This window comes from Rugamonas violacea (assembly GCF_016461825.1).
Classification (GTDB): Bacteria; Pseudomonadota; Gammaproteobacteria; order Burkholderiales; family Burkholderiaceae_D; genus Rugamonas.
The window spans coordinates 61,648-80,739 of the sequence record NZ_JAEMNU010000008.1; the positions used below are offsets into that span (position 1 = coordinate 61,648).

The following is a 19,092-nucleotide window of genomic DNA, read 5'->3' on the forward strand; positions in this document are numbered from 1 at the left end:
CGCCCCACCAACCTGAGGAGCCACCATGACCATCCCTTCGAGCAGCCTGGACAACGATCCACGTTTTGACGCCAGCCGCGACATCCGCGCCCCGCGCGGCCCCGAACTGAGCTGCAAGAACTGGGGCGCCGAGGCGGCCTACCGCATGATCCAGAACAATCTGGACAAGGAAGTGGCGGAGAATCCCAAGCATCTGGTGGTGTACGGCGGCATCGGCCGCGCCGCCCGCAACTGGGCCTGCTACGACCAGATCCTCGCCTCGCTGCGCGAGCTGGAAGAAGACCAGACCCTGCTGATCCAGTCGGGCAAGCCGGTCGGCGTGTTCCAGACCCACGCCGACGCGCCGCGCGTGCTGATCGCCAATTCCAACCTGGTGCCGAAATGGGCCAACTGGGAGCACTTCAATGAACTCGACCGTCAAGGCCTGTTCATGTACGGCCAGATGACGGCCGGCAGCTGGATCTACATCGGCACCCAGGGCATCGTCCAGGGCACCTACGAGACCTTCGCCGAGGCCGGCCGCCAGCACTTCGGCGGCGACCTCAAGGGCCGCTGGGTGCTCACCGCCGGCCTGGGCGGCATGGGCGGCGCGCAACCGCTGGCCGCCACCATGGCCGGCGCCGTGTCGCTGACCATCGAGTGCCAGCAGAGCAGCATCGACTTCCGCCTGCGCACCCGCTACCTCGACAAGCAGGCCGCCAGCATCGACGAGGCGATCGAGCTGATCAAGCACCACAAGGCGGCCGGCGACGCCATCTCCATCGGCCTGCTGGGCAACGCCGCCGAGGTGCTGCCCGAGCTGGTCAAGCGCGCCAAGGCCGGCGGCGTGGTGCCCGACATGGTGACCGACCAGACCTCGGCGCACGACCTGATCAACGGCTACCTGCCGATCGGCTGGAGCGTGGCCGACTGGAAGGCGGCGCAGCACGACAGCGCGCGCCACGCCGCCCTGACCGCCGCCGCCACCGAGTCCTGCGCCGTGCACGTGCAGGCGATGCTGGACTTCCAGGCGCTGGGCGCCAAGGTGGTCGACTACGGCAACAACATCCGCCAGGTCGCCCTCGACCACGGCGTCGCCAAGGCCTTCGACTTCCCCGGCTTCGTGCCGGCCTACATCCGTCCCCAGTTCTGCGAGGGCCGCGGCCCGTTCCGCTGGGTGGCGCTGTCGGGCGATCCGGAGGACATCTACAAGACCGACGCCAAGATCAAGGAGCTGTTCCCGCAGCATACGCAGGTGCACCACTGGCTCGACATGGCGCGCGAGCGCATCGCCTTCCAGGGCCTGCCGGCGCGCATCTGCTGGCTGGGACTGGGCGAACGCCACATCGCCGGCCTGGCCTTCAACGAGATGGTGCGCAACGGCGAGCTGAAGGCGCCTATCGTCATCGGCCGCGACCACCTGGACACCGGCTCGGTGGCCAGCCCGAACCGCGAGACCGAGAGCATGAAGGACGGCACCGACGCGGTCTCCGACTGGCCGCTGCTGAACGCGCTGCTCAACACCGCCGGCGGCGCCACCTGGGTCTCGCTGCACCACGGCGGCGGCGTCGGCATGGGATACTCGCAGCACTCCGGCGTGGTGATCGTCGCCGACGGCACCGACGCGGCGGCCAAGCGCCTGGCGCGCGTGCTGGTCAACGACAGCGGCTCGGGCGTGATGCGCCACGCCGACGCGGGCTACGAGACGGCGGTGGCCTGCGCCAAGCGCAACCACCTGAACCTGCCTATGCTCCCGTAGGACCTCCGCTCCACCAATGATCAAGTCACCACCAAATAGAATCGAGACCCTACGCATGACACAAGCTAAGCACAACACCCTGACCCTCCTGCCGGGCAAGATGAGCCTGTCCGAACTGCGCGCCGTGTGGGCGTCGGACGGCAAGCTGGCGCTGGCCGCCGAAGCCTATCCGGTGATCGAGGCCTCGGCCGCCGCCGTGCAGGCCATCGTCGCCAAGGGCGACGCCGCCTACGGCATCAACACCGGTTTCGGCCTGCTGGCCAAGACCCGCATCCCGGACGAAAAGCTGGAACAGCTGCAGCGCAACCTGATCCTGTCGCACTCGGTCGGCACCGGCGCGCTGGTGTCGGACGCCGTCGTGCGCCTGATCCTGTTGATGAAGATCGGCTCGCTGGCGCGCGGCTTCTCCGGCGTGCGTCCGCTGATCGTCGACACCCTGATCGCGCTGTACAACGCCGGCATCATGCCGGCCATCCCGGCCAAGGGTTCGGTCGGCGCCTCGGGCGACCTGGCGCCGCTGTCGCACATGACGCTGGCCATGCTGGGCGTGGGCGAAGTGCGCGTCAACGGCGAGCTGCTGCAGGCCAGCGACGCGCTGAAGGCCGCCGGCATCGCGCCGGTGGTGCTGGCCGCCAAGGAGGGCCTGGCGCTGATCAACGGCACCCAGGTGTCGACCGCGCTGGCGCTGCACGGCCTGTTCATGGCCGAGCGCCTGCTGGAGGCCGGCATGGTCACCGGCGCGCTGTCGATCGACGCCGCCAAGGGCAGCGATTCGCCGTTCGACGCCCGCGTCCACGAGGTGCGCGGCCAGCCGGGCCAGATCGCCGCCGCCGCCATCTACCGCGAGCTGGTCAGCGACAGCGCGATCCGCGCCTCGCACCTGGTCGGCGACGAGCGCGTGCAAGACCCGTACTGCCTGCGCTGCCAGCCGCAGGTGATGGGCGCCTGCATGGACCTGATCGGCAACGCCGCGCGCACCCTGCTGATCGAGGCCAACGCCGTCACCGACAATCCGCTGATCTTCCCGGACGCCGCCGGCGGCCTGGCGCAGATCGTCTCGGGCGGTAATTTCCACGCCGAGCCGGTGGCCTTCGCCGCCGACACGCTGGCGCTGGCCATCGCCGAAATCGGCAGCATCTCCGAGCGCCGCATCGCGCTGCTGATCGACGCCACCTTGTCGGGCCTGCCGCCCTTCCTGGTGCGCGACCCGGGCGTCAATTCCGGCTTCATGATCGCCCACGTCACCGCCGCCGCGCTGGCCTCGGAGAACAAGTCGCTGGCCCATCCGGCCAGCGTCGACTCGATCCCGACCTCGGCCAACCAGGAGGACCATGTCAGCATGGCCACCTTCGCGGCGCGCCGTCTGGACGATATGGCGCACAATACGGCTGTCATCGTCGGTATCGAGTTGCTGGCCGCCGCCCAGGGCATCGACTTCCACCGTCCGCTGAAAACCTCGCCGCAGCTGGAGCACGTCCACGCCCAGCTGCGCAAGGACGTGCCCTTCTTCGACGCCGACCGCTTCTTCGCGCCGGACATCGAGGCGGCCAAGCAGATGGTGCTGAAGGGCGAGTTGAGCGCCTCGTGCAAGAGTTTGTTCACGCCGCTGCACCCGTAAGCAGCGGCCCGGATTCAGGGAACGATCAGATGGACTTCCATTTCAAAGCAGGCAGTATTCCTTTGCTGGTCTCGATGCCCCACGTGGGCACCGAGATCCCCGCCGACATCGCCGCGCGCATGACGCCGGCCGCCGCCGAGAAGGCCGACACCGACTGGCATTTGGTGCGGTTGTACGGCTTCCTCGAACAGATGGGCGCGTCGACCTTGTCGGCGCGCTGGTCGCGCTATGTGATCGACCTGAACCGGCCGCCGGAGAACACCAACCTCTACCCGGGCCAGGACACCACCGGCCTGTGCCCGGTCGACACCTTCCACCGCCAGCCGCTGTACGCCGGCGGCTACCAGCCCGACGAGCAGGAGGCCTTGCGCCGCCTGCCGCTGTACTGGGAACCCTACCACCGCCAGCTGCGCGCCGAGTTGGACCGCCTGCTGGCGCTGCACGGCAGCGTGGTGCTGTGGGACGCCCATTCGATCGCCTCGCAGGTGCCGCGCTTCTTCGAGGGCAAGCTGCCCGACCTGAACTTCGGCAGCGCCGACGGCAAGAGCTGCGACGACGGCCTGCGCGCCGCCGTGGTCGAGTCGGCGCTGGCGCAGGAGCGCTACACGGTGGCCGTCAACGGCCGCTTCAAGGGCGGCCACATCACCCGCCACTACGGCCAGCCGCAGTCGGGCGTGCACGCCATCCAGCTGGAGATGTGCCAGTCCACCTACATGGACGAGCAGGCGCCGTTCGGCTACCGCGCCGACCTGGCGCAGCAAATCCAGCCGCTGCTGGCGACCATGCTGCGCGCCGGCGCCGATTGGGCGCGCCGATGAGCCGCCTGTTCGCCCGCCACGCCCTGCTGCCGGAAGGTTGGCGGCGCGACGTGCTGCTCGAATGGGACGCCAGCGGCGACCTGACCGGCGTGGGCGTCGGCGCGCTCCCGCCGGCCGGCGTCGAGACGGCGCAGTACGCGCTGCCCGGCATGGTCAACCTGCATTCGCACAGCTTCCAGCGGGCGCTGGGCGGCCGCACCGAGAAGGCCGGCGACGGCCCGGACAGCTTCTGGACCTGGCGCGACCTGATGTACCGCTTCGCCCGCAACATCACGCCCGAGCACATCGAGGCGATCGCCGCCCAGCTGTTCTCCGAGTGCCTGCGCCACGGCTACACGGCGGTCTGCGAATTCCATTACGTCCAGCGCGCGCCGGACGGCGGCATGTATCCGCGTCCGGCCGAGACGGCCGAGCGGGTCGTCGCGGCGGCGCGCCTGGCCGGCATCGGCGTCACCATGCTGCCGGTGCTGTACAGTTATTCCGGCTTCGGCGAGAGCGCGCTCAAGCCGGAGCAGCAGCGCTTCCGCACCAATCCGGACGACGTGCTGCGCATCGTCGAGGCGCTCGAACCGCTGCGCGACCAGCAGACCGAGGTCGGCGTGGCGCCGCACTCCTTGCGCGCCGCCTCGGTGGCGCAGATCAACGAGGTGCTGCTGGCGCTGCCGGACGAACGGCCGGTGCACATCCACATCGCCGAGCAGAAGCAGGAAGTGGCGCAATCGGTCGACTGGAGCGGACGCCGTCCGGTGCAGTGGCTGCTCGACCAGGTCGAGGTCGACCAGCGCTGGTGCCTGATCCACGCCACCCATCTGATGCGCGACGAGGTCGACAACATCGCCGCCAGCGGCGCCGTGGCCGGGCTGTGTCCGACCACCGAGGCCAACCTCGGCGACGGCCTGTTCCCGCTGGAGGACTTCCTCGCCGCCGGCGGCCGCTTCGGCATCGGCAGCGACAGCCACATCTCGCAGAGCGCCGTCGAGGAGTTGCGCTGGCTGGAGTACGGCCAGCGCCTGCAGCACCTGCGCCGCAACATCGCCGTCTCGGCCGGGCAGCGCAACGTCGGCGACTTCCTCTGGCAAAGCGCCTTGCAGGGCGGCGCCCAGGCCTCCGGCCGGCCGCTCGGCGCGCTGGCGGTGGGCAAGCGCGCCGACCTGGTCGTGCTCGACGACGCCCACCCGAACCTGTGCGGACTGGAGATCGACGAGGTGCTGGGCAGTTTTATCTTCAGCGGCAACGACAACCTGGTCAAGGACGTCATGGTCGGCGGCCGGTGGGCGGTGCGCGACGGCCGCCACGTGGCGCAGCAGGCCATCGCCGCGCGCTTCAAGCAAACCCTGGCCGAACTGAGGGAGTTCCGATGACCCAATTGATCCAATATGCCAGCCTGCGTCCGGCGCCGTGGAAAAACGGCGGCGGCAGCACCACCGAAATCATGGTCTTCCCGCCCGGCGCCGGCTTCGACGAGTTCGACTGGCGCGTCAGCCTGGCGACCATCGCGCAGAGCGGGCCGTTCTCGGTCTTCCCGGCCATCGACCGCACCCTGGCCCTGGTCGAGGGCGACGGCGTGCTGCTCGACTTCGGCGGCGAGCGTTTCGTCTTGAGCGACAGCGACCCGGTGATCTCCTTTGCCGGCGAGGAGGCGGTGCACGCCACCGTGGCCGGCGGTCCGACCACCGACTTCAACGTCATGACCCGGCGCGGCCGCTGCCGCCACAAGCTGGAACGGCAGAGCGTGCGCGGCCAGCAGGCGCTGGCGCGGCGCAGCGGCACCACCTTGCTGTTCCTGGCCGACGGCGAGAGCCTGACCCTGCGCAGCGAGCAGGAGTGCATCGCGCTGGTGCGCTTCGACGCCGTGCTGCTCAGCGGCGAGCGGGAATGGAGCATGGCGGCGGCGCGGGCGAATGTGTTCGTCGTCGACATTGTCGTCGCCTGAGGCGACGCCGGCGCAAGCCAACGGCGCCCGTTGAAAACCGCCGGCGCCCATTGAAATCCAGCGGCGCCCATTGAAACCCAACGGCGCCCATTGAAACCCAACGGCGCCATCTAGGGTCAGACCCGGCGGGTCTGACCCTGGCTCTTTGCCGTTGGGTGGTTTTGCCGCCGCCAGCCCGCATGAGGCGCAAGTCCACCCACCAGATCAACCCACCGCAAGGCAAGCACTATGACAGCAGCATGGGACGTCCTGTTCACCAACATCCACTTGGCCACCATGGCCACGGCCGACGGCTACGGCGAGATCCTTGACGGCGCCGTCGCCGTCAAGGACGGCCGCATCGCCTGGCTGGGCCAGCGCGCGGCGCTGCCGCCGCACACGGCGGCGCGCCTGCACGACGGCGCCGGCTGCTGGCTGACGCCCGGCCTGATCGACTGCCACAGCCACATCGTCCACGCCGGCAACCGCAGCGACGAGTTCGAGGCGCGCCTGAACGGCGCCACCTACGAGGACATCGCCCGCGCCGGCGGCGGCATCATGTCGACCGTGCGCGCCACCCGCGCCGCGTCCGAGCAGGAGCTGCTGGCGCAAAGCCTGCCGCGTGTGGCGGCCCTGCTGGCCGAGGGTGTCACCACCATCGAAATCAAGTCCGGCTACGGCCTGACCCTGGAGTCCGAGGCGAAGATGCTGCGCGTGGCGCGCCGCATCGGCCAACTGCTGCCGGTCGGCGTGGCCACCACCTTCCTCGGCGCCCACGCGCTGCCGCCGGAGTTCGCCGGCCGTGCCGACGACTACGTCGACGCGGTCTGCGCCATGCTCGCGCCGCTGGCCGCCGAGGGCCTGGTCGACGCCGTCGACGCCTTCTGCGAGCGCATCGGCTTCTCCAACGCGCAGACCGAGCGCGTGTTCGCGGCGGCGCGCCGCCACGGCCTGCCGGTCAAGCTGCACGCCGAGCAGCTGTCCGACCAGCGCGGCGCCGAGCTGGTGGCGCGCTACGGCGGCCTGTCGGCCGACCACCTGGAACACCTGGGCGAGGCCGGCGTGGCCGCCATGGCCGCCGCCGGCACGGTGGCGGTGCTGCTGCCGGGCGCCTACTACTTCTTGCGCGACACCACACCGCCGCCGGTGGCGGCGCTGCGCGCGGCCGGCGTGGCGATGGCGGTGGCGACCGATTGCAATCCCGGCACCTCGCCGATGACCTCGCTGCTGCTGGCGATGAACATGGTCTGCACTCTGTGGCGCCTGACGCCGCGCGAGGCGCTGGCCGGCTGCACCATCCAGGCCGCCCGCGCGCTCGGCCGGCAAGGCGAGATCGGCAGCCTGGAGTTGGGCAAGCGGGCCGACTTCGCGCTGTGGCAGATCGCCCGCCCGGCCGACCTGTCCTACGCCATCGGCTTCAATCCCTGCCGCGCGGTGGTCAACGGCGGCGTGGCGCGGGCGCCGCAGGTGGCGCCGGCCGCAGCGATTTAGAGATAAGCTTCCAAATTCCAGCCCAAGGCGCGGGCGTTCAGGTACATTATTACGGTTGTTTTCCTTGTAAAACGCCCTCGTACCTGGATCGCCATGTCTGCCTTGCCTTTGTCTGTCGCCCGCAGTTCCCTGCACCTCGCCGTACTGCTGACCCTGAGCGCCTGCGCCGTGGCGCAGGAACCCACACCGCCGCCGGCGTCGCCGCCCGTGCCCGCGCCCGCGCCGACATCGGCGCCGACAGCGACGCCGGCCACGCCGGCACAGCAGGCCGCCGCCGTGGCCGCTGCTGTCGCCGCCGCCGGCGCGCCCAAACCGTTTGCCGAGGTGAGCCGGGGCGCCGCGCATATTCCCGGCTTCATCGGCCTGTATCAAAAAGACGAGAAGGTGTGGATCGAGCTGCGTCCCGAGCACTTCGACCGGCCGATGTTCATGTCGCTCAACATGCCCAGCGGGATGGGCGAGCGCGGCATCTACGGCAGCCAGATGGGCGAGAGCCACGTGGTCTACTTCCACCGCATCGGCAACCTGGTGCAGCTGATCGCCAAGAACACCGAGTACGGCGCGCGCGGCGCCACGCCGCAGGCGCTGGCCGTGGCGCAGGGCTACTCCGACAGCTTGCTGGCCAACGCGGTGGTGGCCAGCGCGGCCCACCCGCAGAGCCACGCCGTGCTGATCGAAGCCAACGCGCTGCTGTTCGGCGACATCGCCGGCTACGCCACCGCGCTTGAATACGCCTTCCGCATCCCCTTCGTGCCGGACCCGCGCAACAGCAGCTTCGTCAGCATCCGCGCCGACGAGGCGATGACCGGCCTGAGCGTCAACGCCCACTACGCGGTGCCCAAGCTGCCGGTGCCGCCGCTGGGAGCGGCGGCGCTGGCCATGCCCGGCCCGCCGACCACCTTGCCCGACCCGCGCAGCATGTTCCTCGGTTTCTACTACAGCTTCATGCCGCTGCCGGCCGAGCCGATGCATGCGCGTCCGGCCGACGACCGCATCGGCCACTTCGTCAGCACCAGCTACGACTTCTCCGACGACGTCAAGCCGACCTTGGCCAACCACGTGGTCGACCGTTGGCGGCTGGAGAAGCGCGATGCGGCGCTGGCGCTGTCGGAACCGAAGCAGCCCATCGTCTACTGGCTCGACAAGAACATCCCCGAGAAGTACCGCGCCGCCGTGCGCGACGGCGTGCTGGCGTGGAACGCGGCCTTCGAGCGTATCGGCTTCACCAACGCCATCGAGGTGCGCCAGCAGGGCGAGCAGGACCGCTTCGACACGATGGACGCGCGCCACGCCTCGATCCGCTGGTACGTCGGCAGCGACGTCGGCACCGCCATCGGACCGCACCAGGTCGACCCGCGCAGCGGCGAGATCCTCGACGCCGACATCGCCATGTCCGACGTCTTCGCCCGCCGTGTGCGGCGCATGGTGGCCGAGGACGGCCCGGCGCTGCCGGCCTTGCCGCTGAACGGCCGCCACGAGGCGCGCTGCGCCTACATGCAGGAGTCCGAGCAGGAGCTGGGTTTCGCCATGGGCCTGCTGGAGGCGCGCGGCGAGATGGCGATGGACGGGCCGCAGGCCGAGGCGGTGGCGCAGGCCTATGTGCGTTCGATCATCATGCACGAGGTCGGCCACACGCTGGGCCTGCGCCACAACTTCCGCTCGTCGACCATCTACAGCATGCAGCAGTTGCAGGACCCGGCCTTCACCAGGCTGCACGGCCTGAGCGGCTCGGTGATGGACTACACGCCGTTCAACCTGGCGCTCAAGGGCGAGCCGCAGGGCGATTACGTCGCCTCGGCGCTCGGCCCCTATGACTACTGGGCCATCGAGTACGCCTACAAGCCGATCGAGCCGGCGCAGGAAAAGGACGAGCTGGCGCGCATCGCCGGCCGTTCCAACGAGCCGCTGCTGGCCTACGGCACCGACCAGGAATCGGGCGGCTACAACTCCGACCCCGATGTCAACGTGTTCGACCTGGGCAGCGATCCGCTGGCCTATTACCAGAAGCGGCTGAGCATGTCGCGCGAGCTGTGGGACCGCGTGCAGACGCGCGAGCTCAAGCCGGGCGAGAGCTACGCCTCGCTGCGGCGCAGCTTCGACTTCGGCTTCGCCCAGTTTTCGCGCACCATGCCGGTGGTGGTCAAGTACGTCGGCGGCGTGACCTATCTGCGCGACCACGCCGGCACCGGCCGCGCCACCTTCACGCCGGTGCCGCTGCCGCGCCAGCGCGCCGCGCTGGCGATGCTGACCAACAGCCTGTTCAAGGCCGACAGCTTCAAGTTCGCGCCGGCCCTGGTCAGCCGGCTGGGCGCCGACCAGTTCGAGGGGCGCGGCCGGCCCGACGTGTCGATCGGCGCGCGCGTGCTGACGCTGCAAAAATCGATGCTCGACCAGCTGCTGTCGGACCAGGTGGCGGCGCGTCTGCTCGACTCGCAGGAGAAGCTGGGCGACGGCGTGCAGGGACTGAGTCTGGGCGAGTTGTACGCCTCGGTGCAGACGGCGGTGTGGAGTGAGCTCAAGGGCGGCAAGGAGATTTCCACCATGCGCCGCAACCTGCAGCGCGAGCATTTGAAGCGGCTGACGGCGATCCTGCTGCGGCCCTCGGCGGAGACGCCGGCCGACGCGCGCAGCCTGCAGCGCGAGAACGCCATCGAGTTGCAGCGCGATTTGCGTGCCGCGCTGGCCAGGGCCGCCGGCCGCGAGACCCGCGCCCACCTGTCGGAGAGCGTCGAGACGCTGGGCCAGGCGCTGAAGGCGGCCATGCTGCGCGCCGGCGCCTGAGTTGGCTTCGGCCCCGGGTTGTCCGCGCGCCGCGCCGCGCCGCCGCTGCCATGCTGCCACGCCGCCACGCCGCCACGCCGCCATGCGCCATGCGCCATGCGCCATGCGCCATGCGCCATGCGCCGCGCGGTGGCGCTAGTCTGCGCCCGAGCCGCTGCTGGCGGCCGGCGTGGCAATGTCGGCGGTGGTAAGCTGAGGGATTGTCCATCCGAACCGGAGAGTGCGTGCGCACCACTGCAGTTGTTTTGCCCTTGACCGTCTTGCCGCGCCAGCCGCAGGCCATGGCCCGTCTGTCCTGGCTGGGCCAATTCGCCAGCCTGCTGCTGGCGGCGTTGTTCTGGCTGGCGCTCGCGCCGCGCGCCGCCGATGCCGCCGATGCCGCCGCGCCGGCGGGAGCGGCGCTTGCCGCGTCGGCGCCGCAGCGCCCGGCCGGCACGCTGCACATCGGCTCCAAGCGCTTCACCGAATCCTACATCCTCGGCGAGCTGCTGACGCAGACGGCCGCGCCCCACGCGCGCAGCGAGCACCTGCAGGGGCTGGGCAACACCGCCATCGTGCTGGCGGCTCTGCGCGCCGGCAAGATCGACGTCTATCCCGAGTACCTCGGCACCATCGATCTGGAGATCCTCAAGCACCAGGGCGACACCTCGCTCGAGCAGATCCGCCGCGAGTTGCTGCCGCTCGGCCTGGGCGTGGCGGTGCCGCTGGGCTTCAACAACACCTACGCGCTGGCCATGCGCGCCGACGCCGACGTGCGCACGCTGAGCGAACTAGCGGCGCGGCCTGCGTTGCGCTTCGGCTTGTCGCATGAGTTCATCGGCCGCGCCGATGGCTGGCCCGGCCTGGTGCGGCGTTACGGCCTGCACCAGCACCCGTCCGGCCTCGATCACGGCATTGCCTACGAGGCGCTGGCGCGGCGCCAGGTCGACGTGATCGACATCTATTCGACCGACGCCAAGATCCGCCAATACGGCCTGCGCGTGCTGGACGACGACCGCCACCACTTCCCCCGCTACGACGCCGTGCTGCTGTACCGGCTCGACGCGGCGGCGCGCTTCCCGGCCGCCTGGCACGCCCTGCTGCAACTGGAGGGGCGCATCGGCGTGGCCGACATGATCGGCATGAACGCGGCCGCCGAGATCGACGGCCAAGGCTTCGCCGCCATCGCGCGCGATTGGCTGGCGGCCCATCCGGCGGCAGCGGCGTCGGCGTCGGCGTCGGCGCCGCAGGCCGCCACCATCGCCGCCGCGCCGCGCGCCGGCCTGCTGGCGAAATTGTTCGATCGTGATCTGTGGCCGTTGACGCGCCAGCACCTGACCCTGGTCGTGCTGGCCGTGCTGCTGGCCTGCGCCGTCGGTGTGCCGCTGGGCGTGCTGGCGGCGTACCGGCCGCGTCTGCGCCAGGCGGTGCTGGCCTTGGTCGGCGTGTTGCAGACGGTGCCATCGCTGGCCCTGCTGGCCCTGTTGATACCGTTGTTGGGGATGATAGGCACGGCGCCGGCGCTGGTGGCGCTGTTCGTCTACGCGCTGCTGCCCGTCGTGCGCAACACCTGCACCGGCCTGCTGCAGGTGCCGTCCGGGCTGCGGTTGGCGGCGATGGCGCTGGGCCTGCGTCCGCGCGACCGCCTGCTGCGCATCGAGCTGCCGCTGGCGCTGCCGGTGATCTTGGCCGGCGTCAAGACCGCCGCCGTGATGAGCGTGGGCACCGCCACCATCGCCGCCTTCATCGGCGCCGGCGGCTACGGCGAGCGCATCACCATCGGCCTGGCGCTGAACGACAACGACATGCTGCTGGCCGGCGCCATCCCGGCGGCGCTGCTGGCGTTGCTGACCCAGGGCGCCTTTGAACTGGCCGAACGCCTGCTTGGCCGCGCGCCGTCCGGCCGCGCCTAGCGCCGGCGCGCTCCGCTCAGAGCGAATGCAGCTTGCTGCGCACCTCGATGACTTCGCGGTGCAGGATGCGCTCGGCGTAGAAATCGTTCTCGCGCTGGGCGGCGATGGCTTGCAGGTCGCGTGTGTAGCGGTCCAGCCGTGAGCGCAGGTAGGCCTTGTAGACGAAGGTGGCAAGTGGCGACAGCTTGGTCATGATGGCTCTCCGGGACGGTGTGGTTTCGTTCATTTTGCGAGCGCGCCGGTCCTTCATTTTGCGCTGAATCAATGGACGTTCCGAAAGCCGAGTTGCCGCGCTTCATCGCCGACCCGGCGCGCCGAACCTTTGTGCCAGCGCAAGGCGTCCGCCGCGCCAGATGTCATGCTGCTTTTTTGGTCCGCGCCGACAGGCGCTTCGCACAGGAGGGTAATCGCATGCTGGCAATCGCACTATTATCGGGGGCCGCCGTGGCGGTATGGGGCTGGCGCTGGCGCGCGCGGCGCGCGGTGGAATGCGCCGGTCCGCCGGAGCAGGTCGGCATGCATGGCGGCTTGGTGGCGCGGCGCCATTGAGGATATGTCTTGCGCCTGTCGGCCGCCCGAGTGTAAGCAGCTGTCAGCGGGCGTAAGGAAATGTAAGGGGGCGGGATTTCCATCGATGGCGGCGCTATAGTGGGGCCGTTGATTCATCTCCCCTCCCACTGACAAGGGCTTACACCCACGAGGCGCCCGGCGCCCGTGGGGTTTTTTTTGTCCGTCGTCTAGGTGGCGCTTTCAAGCTTGAGCCCGGCGACCGCTGCCGGACGGTCGGGTTGCAAAGCCCAGGCCACGCTGGACAGGCACAGCACCATGCCGGCCAGCTCCGTCAGGCCGGGCCGGTAGTGCTCCAGCTGGATCGACAGCAGCACCGAGATCACCGGCGTGACGACGACGACATACACCGCCTTGTGCGCGCCGATGCGGTGGATCAGCGTGAAGTAGGCGGCGAAGGCGATCACCGAGCCGAACACGGCCAGGTAGAGCAGGCCGGCCCAGTAACGAAGCGAGCTCGGCAGCACGAAGGGCTGGCCCATCAGCAAGGCCCAGGCCGCCACCATCAGCGCACCCCACAGCATGGCCCAGGCCATGGTCAGCAACACGTTCGAGGATTGCTCGCGCACCTTGACCACCAGCACGTTGCCGACCGAGCTGGCGAAGGTGGCCAACAGCGCCAAGCCCAAGCCCAGCAGGAAGTGACCGCCGCCGTTGCCCATCTCGCGCCAGGCCGACTCGAGCGCGCGCAGGAACAGCAGGACCACGCCGCACAGCGCCAGCGCGGCGGCGCACCAGGTGCGCCAGGTCAGCACCGTGCCGAAGGCGATGCGGCTGCAGATCGGATTCCAGAACACCATCAAGGCGAACAGCACGCCGACCATGCCGGAGACCAGGTATTGCTCGGAACTATAGGTGCAGATATAGCTGAGCGCGAAGGTGGCGCCGCCCTGCAGCAGCAGCCAGCGCTGCACGCGCCAGGGCAGCAGCAGGCGGTCGCCGCGCAGGCGGCACCAGGCGAACAGGACGGCGGCGGCCAGGCCGAAGCGGTAGGCCACCGAGACGGCCGGCGCGACTTCGCCCAGTTGCAGCGTGATGGCGAAAAAGGTCGAGCCCCAGATCAGGCAGGCGGTGAGGAAGAGGAGGGGAGATGACATCATGCAAGTATACGGGAGATCGCCGGGCCGCGTGGCGGCGGCCGTCGAAATTTCTCACGGGCATCTTGATTGGCATGGCTGCAACGGCCGGACTTGACGCCGCGCAGGCGCGCGGGTGATCGTCGGCGAATTGTTTAAATTGAAAGTATTATGAAAAACTAATGAAACGAAACGTGGAGCAAGAATATGTCGATCAAACTGGGAATCCGGGTCGCCAGCCTGTTGGCCCATGTGGTGATGAGCACGGCGCTGGTGGTGTGGCTGGCCGAAGACGCGGCGGCGTCGTTGCCGCCGGCCTTCCAGATCGTCGCGCACAATTGAGCCGGCGCCGGCGCCGGCTCGATACCGGCGCGGCCTAGTGGCTGACGCGGGTCTTGCGGCCGTCGGACAACAGGCGCACGCGCTCGCCGGCGCGGAAGGCCTCGTCGGCGTCCTGCACGATGGCGCGCAGGTCGCCGTTGTCGAGGCGCACGGTGATTTCGATGCCTTTGCCCTTGCTGATGTCGGACTCGACCTTGTTGCCGATCATGCCGCCGGCCACCGCGCCGACGATGCCGGTGGCGATGGAACCCCTGCCGCCGCCCACGGCCGCGCCGGCCAGGCCGCCCAGCGCGGCGCCGCTCAGCGTGCCGGTGCCGGAGTTGCCCTTGTCGATGCTCACCTCGCGCACCGATTCGACCGTGCCCATGCGCACGGTTTGTTCGTTCTGCGCCTGGCGCGCCGAGTAGACGCTGCCGGAATTGGGCGCGACGACGCAGCCGCCCAAGGTGACGGTGACGGCGGCGATAAGGCTGAGGCTAAGCAGGGATTTCATGCGGGACTCCAAAAAGTGTGGGAAGGGCGGTGGTGCCCCGCTGCGCATCGATAGCCAGCGGCGACTCTTCCCAGCATAAAGTAATTTCGATTTGGCAACTACTTCAAAGTGGTAAGTATCTGTTACGGCGCCACAGTCTGAACAGGCCGGGCGCCGGCGGCGCTTAGGCCAGCAGCGACCGCAGCACCGGTTGCAGGATGGCCTTGCCCAGCTCGACGCTGCGCGGACCGCTCCAGCCGGCCTCCGGATCGGGATCGTTGGCGTTGTCCTTGAACGGCATCTCCAGGGTCAGCGACAGGCAGCCGAAGGCGTGGGTGATGTGCGGCGAACCCATGGTCAGGGTTTCCGGCGTGAACGGCGTGACGCCGTAGCCATGCACATCCTGGAAGTCCGGGCTGGCCACCTTGAAGTCGTCGACGAAGCGCTGCTGCTCGGCGGCCTGGGCGGCGCCGAAGGTTTCCAGCGACTCGCTGCCGGCCACGAACACATACGGCAGACCCTCGTCGCCGTGGATGTCGAGGAACAGGTCGCAACCGATCTCGTGCATCTTCTGCTTGACCAGGAACACCTCCGGGCTGCGCGCCATGGTCGGCGTCATCCATTCACGGTTCAGGTTGGCGCCGGCCGCGTTGGTGCGCAGGTTGCCGCGCACCGAGCCGTCCGGGTTCATGTTCGGCACCACATAGAACACCGCCTCGTTCAGGCACTGGCGGCCGAACGGGTTGGCCGGATCGAGCAGGGCCTCGACCATGCCTTCGACGAACCACTCGGCCATCGTCTCGCCCGGGTGCTGGCGGGCGATGACCCAGACCTTCTTCGCGCTGTCCGGATCGCCGATCACCAGCAGGTTCAGGTCGCGGCCCTCGACGGTGCTGCCCAGGTCGACCTGCTTGACCAGCGGCGACAGTTGCGCGCTGTCGAGCAGGGCCAGGTGGCGTTCCCACGAGTACGGCTCGAAGTAGGCGTAGTAGACGCTGTCGAATTCCGGCGCGTGTTCGATGGTCATCACCTTGCCGTCGTAGCTGGTCGGCACGCGGAACCAGGTTTCGCGGTCGTAGCTGGCCACGGCCTGGTAGTCGATCCAGCCGTCCGGGTAGGCGGAGGAGCCGGCGTTGAGGAAGCGCATGTTCAGCGGGGTCGCCCGGGCGCCCTGCACGCGGAAATAGAACCATTGGACGATGTCGGCGTGCGAGTCCTTGCGGATGTTGAGCTCGATCGCGGACGGGTCTTCCGCGCGCAGCACCTCGATGGCGCCGGCGTCGAATTGATGGCTGATTTTGATGGACATTGCTTGATTCCTGTTGAATTCAATGTAAATAGCATGGTTTGCGCTTGTGGCGCATGCCGCCATGATACTACTTCGGCAAGCCCGGCCGCGCGCCATGTGGTCATTGCAAGCTTGTCAATCTGCCTCTACACTGGCACGGCGTCGATGGCCGGCTTGTCCCGGCCAGTGTTTTTCAAACGAATAATTCTTTGGAGACTTACACATGGAACGTCGTTCCTTCCTGAAAAAATCCGCCGTGGGCGCGTCGGCCGCCGCGCTGGCCGCGCCGGCCTTGGCGCAGGCCCTGCCCGCCGTCAACTGGCGCCTGGCCTCCAGCTTCCCCAAGACCCTCGACACCATCTTTGGCGCCTGCGACAAGTTCGTCAAGCGGGTCGCCGAGCTGACCGGCGGCAAGTTCGTCATCCGTCCCTTCGCCGCCGGCGAGATCGTCCCCGGCCTGCAAGTGCTCGACGCCGTCCAGGCCGGCACCGTGGAGATGGGCCACACGCCGTCCTACTACTACTTCGGCAAGGATCCCACCTTCGCCTTCGACTGCGCCGTGCCCTTCGGCCTGACCTCGCGCCAGCAAACGGCGTGGATGGACCAGGGCGGCGGCCGCGAGCTGACGCGCGAATTCTTCAAGGGCTACGGCATCGTCAACTTCCTGGCCGGCAACACCGGCACGCAGATGGGCGGCTGGTACCGCAAGGAAATCAAGTCGGTCGCCGACCTGAAGGGCCTGAAGATGCGCGTCGCCGGTTTCGCCGGCCGCGTGATGGAGCGCATGGGCGTGGTGCCGCAACAGATCCCCGCCGGCGACGTCTACGCCGCGCTGGAGAAGGGCACCATCGACGCGGCCGAGTGGGTCGGCCCCTACGACGACGAAAAGTTGGGCCTGGCCAAGGTCGCGCCGCACTATTATTCGCCCGGTTGGTGGGAGGCCGGGCCGCAACTGTCGTTTTATATCAACATCAAGGAGTGGGAAAAGCTGCCCAAGGAATACCAGGCGGCGATCGAGGCGGCCAGTTACGAGTGCCACGTGGTGATGCAGGCCGAGTACGACGCCAAGAATCCGGCCGCGTTGGCGCGCCTGATGAAGAACGGCGTCAAGCTGCACAATTTCTCCAAGGAGATCATGGACGAGGCCTACAAGACCTCGACCATCGTCATGGAGGAAGAGGCCGCCAGGAACGCCAAGTTCAAGAAGATCTACGAGCCGTGGAAACGCTTCCGCCACGACCAGAACCAGTGGGCCTCGGTGGCCGAGGCGACGATGCAGAACTATCTGATCAGCATCGGGCGCAAATAGCCGGCCGCACGGCACGGCCCGGCCCGCCCGCCGGAACGCGGCGAAAGTCAAGTTTTCGAGCGGGGTGAAAGTCGCGCACAATTGAAGTAAACCTAACATTGTCGCCTTGGCTTTGCTAAGTTGGTAGTGGCTGCGCGATCCCGCGCCGCTGCTTTCTTACTTAACTTACTCAACAGGAGACGGCAATGGATCCTAAAGGCGATAACCACATCAAAGAACTGGAGAAAAAAATCACCGCGCTCAGCGACGCCTTGGCCCATCTGGGCAAGGGCACCAGCTTGCACGAGTTACTGAAAATCATACGCTTCCCCGGCTACACGACGCCGGCCGAGTTCATCTTCAACGTCGCCATCCTCGACTCGATGCAGACCCAGGTGGGGCTGCTGGAAAAACTGGGCAATGACCTGCTGGCCGGCGCCAAACAGGTGGTGCAGAAATAGCCAGTGGAAGGTCGGGCGCGGCGGCCGCTGTGCCGCGCCACGCAAGACTAGTGCAGGCCGCCGAAGCGCTCGTAGAACGACGCGTCCGCCTCGGCCGCCTGCTCGTCCTCGCGGCGCAGCGTGGCCATGATGTATTGCTCGGCGGGCGCATAGCTGAGCTGGTAGATGGCGCGCGCCAGCTCGTAGGCCTGGGCGCCCGGCCACGGCGCCGGCAGCAGCTCGACCGGCAATTGCGGATCGTGCAGCTGAACCCGGCGGTAGGCGTGGATCAGCAGGCTGCGGATGATGAAGGCCTGCTGCGGCGCCAGCGCCGCCGCCTCCTTTAACAGCGCCAGTGCCGCCGCCTCCTTTAACAGCGCCAGCAACGGCTCGAACTGGGCCATGAACCCCTCGTAGCCGCGCACCACGCCGGACAAATCCCAACCGTCCTCGACCAACTCGCGCAGCGGCCGGCCGCCGGCCTCGGGCAGGGCGCCGGCCTGGCAGACGAACAGCTTGTCCTTGACGCCCGTGCGCGTCAGCAATTGCTGCAACACCTGGGCGTCCGCCGCCGGATGGCTGAACACGCCGGGCGCGGCCAGGCTATATCCCTCCCACAACAACTCCTTGCGCAGCGCCGCCCGCTCGGCCGCGCTGATGTTGCCGGCCCCGCTCAGCACCAAGGTCCAACTGCCGTCCCAGTGCCGGCTCAGCGGCGCGTAGATGCGTTGGTAGGCGCGGCTGAAACGGGCCATCGCCGCCGGCGTGATCGAGTAGGAGCTGCGCCGGCCGTCGCGCTGCGCGCCCAGCCAGCCTTCCTGGGCCAGGCGGAACACCGAGGTGCGCAGCAGGCGGTCGTTGACGCCGAAGGGTTCGAGCAGGTTGATCAGGCTGCCCAGCCAGACCATGCCGCCGTGCGGCACGATGGCGTCGCCGAAGATGGTCACCACCAGCGATTTCGAGCGCGGCGGGTCGTTGGCGAGGAAGTGGGCGATCCAGTCGTTGCAGGTCATATTTTTCATTTTGGCAAAAAACCCGGCGGTTCTCAACCATGGGCAAAAGCAGGAGTTTACTTTGCCACGGCTTCGGCGCAGCATAAATTTTTAGTTTCCCCGCAACAAACGGCGTGGCAACGCGGCGCGCCCGCCCGCCCGGCGGCGCCAAAACGCCGCCGAACACGGTATTGGACGCCGAATAAGATACGGAATCTAAATCTGACACATAAATTCCGTAGTCAAAGCGAATTTTGTATCGTATTATGAATCCATCGCACTTGGAGACAAACATGTACGCACAGATGGTGGAAACCGGCCTCAAGAACGTTCGTTCCCTCGATGACATGGGCGCCGAGGAGCGCGCCTTCCAGGCG

Annotated in this window: 17 protein-coding genes; 12 read left to right on the plus strand and 5 right to left on the minus strand. The window is 68.3% G+C overall.

The genetic code is table 11. The features are described 5' to 3' along the window. Positions 1–25 precede the first annotated feature (25 nt). The 8 genes from hutU (at position 26) to H7U20_RS01870 (ending at position 12,250) form a co-directional block, all read left to right on the plus strand. The gene (hutU, locus tag H7U20_RS01835) at positions 26–1,738 is read left to right on the plus strand and encodes a urocanate hydratase (protein ID WP_199517910.1); all 1,713 of its coding nucleotides are present in this window, start codon (positions 26–28) and stop codon (positions 1,736–1,738) included. A 55-nt stretch (positions 1,739–1,793) separates the two neighbouring features. Further along, positions 1,794–3,356 (plus strand): histidine ammonia-lyase, encoded by a 1,563-nt coding sequence (gene hutH / locus H7U20_RS01840; RefSeq protein ID WP_199517911.1) that lies wholly within the window; start codon positions 1,794–1,796, stop codon positions 3,354–3,356. A gap of 29 nt (positions 3,357–3,385) precedes the next feature. Next, positions 3,386–4,174, plus strand: coding sequence for an N-formylglutamate deformylase (gene hutG / locus H7U20_RS01845; RefSeq protein WP_199517912.1), 789 nt, complete (start codon positions 3,386–3,388; stop codon positions 4,172–4,174). Beyond that, positions 4,171–5,535 (plus strand): formimidoylglutamate deiminase, encoded by a 1,365-nt coding sequence (locus H7U20_RS01850; RefSeq protein ID WP_199517913.1) that lies wholly within the window; start codon positions 4,171–4,173, stop codon positions 5,533–5,535. The genes hutG and H7U20_RS01850 overlap by 4 nt, the downstream gene beginning before the upstream one ends. Continuing rightward, positions 5,532–6,107 (plus strand): HutD/Ves family protein, encoded by a 576-nt coding sequence (locus H7U20_RS01855; protein ID WP_199517914.1) that lies wholly within the window; start codon positions 5,532–5,534, stop codon positions 6,105–6,107. The genes H7U20_RS01850 and H7U20_RS01855 overlap by 4 nt, the downstream gene beginning before the upstream one ends. Positions 6,108–6,335: 228 nt before the next feature. Then, entirely contained in the window at positions 6,336–7,577 is a 1,242-nt protein-coding gene (hutI, locus tag H7U20_RS01860; protein WP_199517915.1) for an imidazolonepropionase, read from the plus strand. A gap of 93 nt (positions 7,578–7,670) precedes the next feature. Further along, on the plus strand, positions 7,671–10,358 hold the full coding sequence (locus tag H7U20_RS01865) for a zinc-dependent metalloprotease (protein ID WP_199517916.1): 2,688 nt from the start codon (positions 7,671–7,673) through the stop codon (positions 10,356–10,358). 281 nt (positions 10,359–10,639) lie between these two features. Next, a complete protein-coding gene (locus H7U20_RS01870) occupies positions 10,640–12,250 on the plus strand; it encodes a glycine betaine ABC transporter substrate-binding protein (protein WP_199517943.1) in 1,611 nt (536 codons plus the stop codon). Between the two features lie 16 nt (positions 12,251–12,266). Here the strand turns inward: H7U20_RS01870 and H7U20_RS01875 are convergent, their stop codons facing one another. Continuing rightward, the gene (locus tag H7U20_RS01875) at positions 12,267–12,443 is read right to left on the minus strand and encodes a hypothetical protein (RefSeq protein WP_199517917.1); all 177 of its coding nucleotides are present in this window, start codon (positions 12,441–12,443) and stop codon (positions 12,267–12,269) included. 71 nt (positions 12,444–12,514) lie between these two features. Here H7U20_RS01875 and H7U20_RS01880 point away from each other — a divergent pair, with 71 nt between their 5' ends. Further along, positions 12,515–12,799 carry a hypothetical protein gene (locus tag H7U20_RS01880; protein WP_199517918.1) on the plus strand — a complete coding sequence of 95 codons (285 nt, stop codon included), beginning with the start codon at positions 12,515–12,517 and terminating at the stop codon, positions 12,797–12,799. A 188-nt stretch (positions 12,800–12,987) separates the two neighbouring features. On the opposite strand, the gene H7U20_RS01885 is transcribed toward H7U20_RS01880, so the two are convergent. Beyond that, positions 12,988–13,914, minus strand: coding sequence for a DMT family transporter (locus H7U20_RS01885; protein ID WP_199517944.1), 927 nt, complete (start codon positions 13,912–13,914; stop codon positions 12,988–12,990). Between the two features lie 186 nt (positions 13,915–14,100). On the opposite strand from H7U20_RS01885, the gene H7U20_RS30625 reads away from it, so the two are divergent. After that, the gene (locus H7U20_RS30625; protein ID WP_255522423.1) at positions 14,101–14,235 is read left to right on the plus strand and encodes a hypothetical protein; all 135 of its coding nucleotides are present in this window, start codon (positions 14,101–14,103) and stop codon (positions 14,233–14,235) included. A 34-nt stretch (positions 14,236–14,269) separates the two neighbouring features. On the opposite strand, the gene H7U20_RS01890 is transcribed toward H7U20_RS30625, so the two are convergent. Beyond that, positions 14,270–14,728 (minus strand): outer membrane lipoprotein, encoded by a 459-nt coding sequence (locus H7U20_RS01890; protein WP_199517919.1) that lies wholly within the window; start codon positions 14,726–14,728, stop codon positions 14,270–14,272. A gap of 163 nt (positions 14,729–14,891) precedes the next feature. Next, positions 14,892–16,016 (minus strand): M14 family metallopeptidase, encoded by a 1,125-nt coding sequence (locus H7U20_RS01895; protein ID WP_199517920.1) that lies wholly within the window; start codon positions 16,014–16,016, stop codon positions 14,892–14,894. A 202-nt stretch (positions 16,017–16,218) separates the two neighbouring features. Here H7U20_RS01895 and H7U20_RS01900 point away from each other — a divergent pair, with 202 nt between their 5' ends. Further along, the gene (locus H7U20_RS01900) at positions 16,219–17,304 is read left to right on the plus strand and encodes a TRAP transporter substrate-binding protein (protein WP_199517921.1); all 1,086 of its coding nucleotides are present in this window, start codon (positions 16,219–16,221) and stop codon (positions 17,302–17,304) included. Between the two features lie 185 nt (positions 17,305–17,489). Next, complete coding sequence (locus tag H7U20_RS01905; protein ID WP_199517922.1) at positions 17,490–17,744, plus strand: hypothetical protein; 255 nt, start codon at positions 17,490–17,492, stop codon at positions 17,742–17,744. A gap of 47 nt (positions 17,745–17,791) precedes the next feature. On the opposite strand, the gene paaX is transcribed toward H7U20_RS01905, so the two are convergent. After that, entirely contained in the window at positions 17,792–18,736 is a 945-nt protein-coding gene (gene paaX / locus H7U20_RS01910) for a phenylacetic acid degradation operon negative regulatory protein PaaX (protein WP_370593047.1), read from the minus strand. Positions 18,737–19,092: the final 356 nt, after the last annotated feature.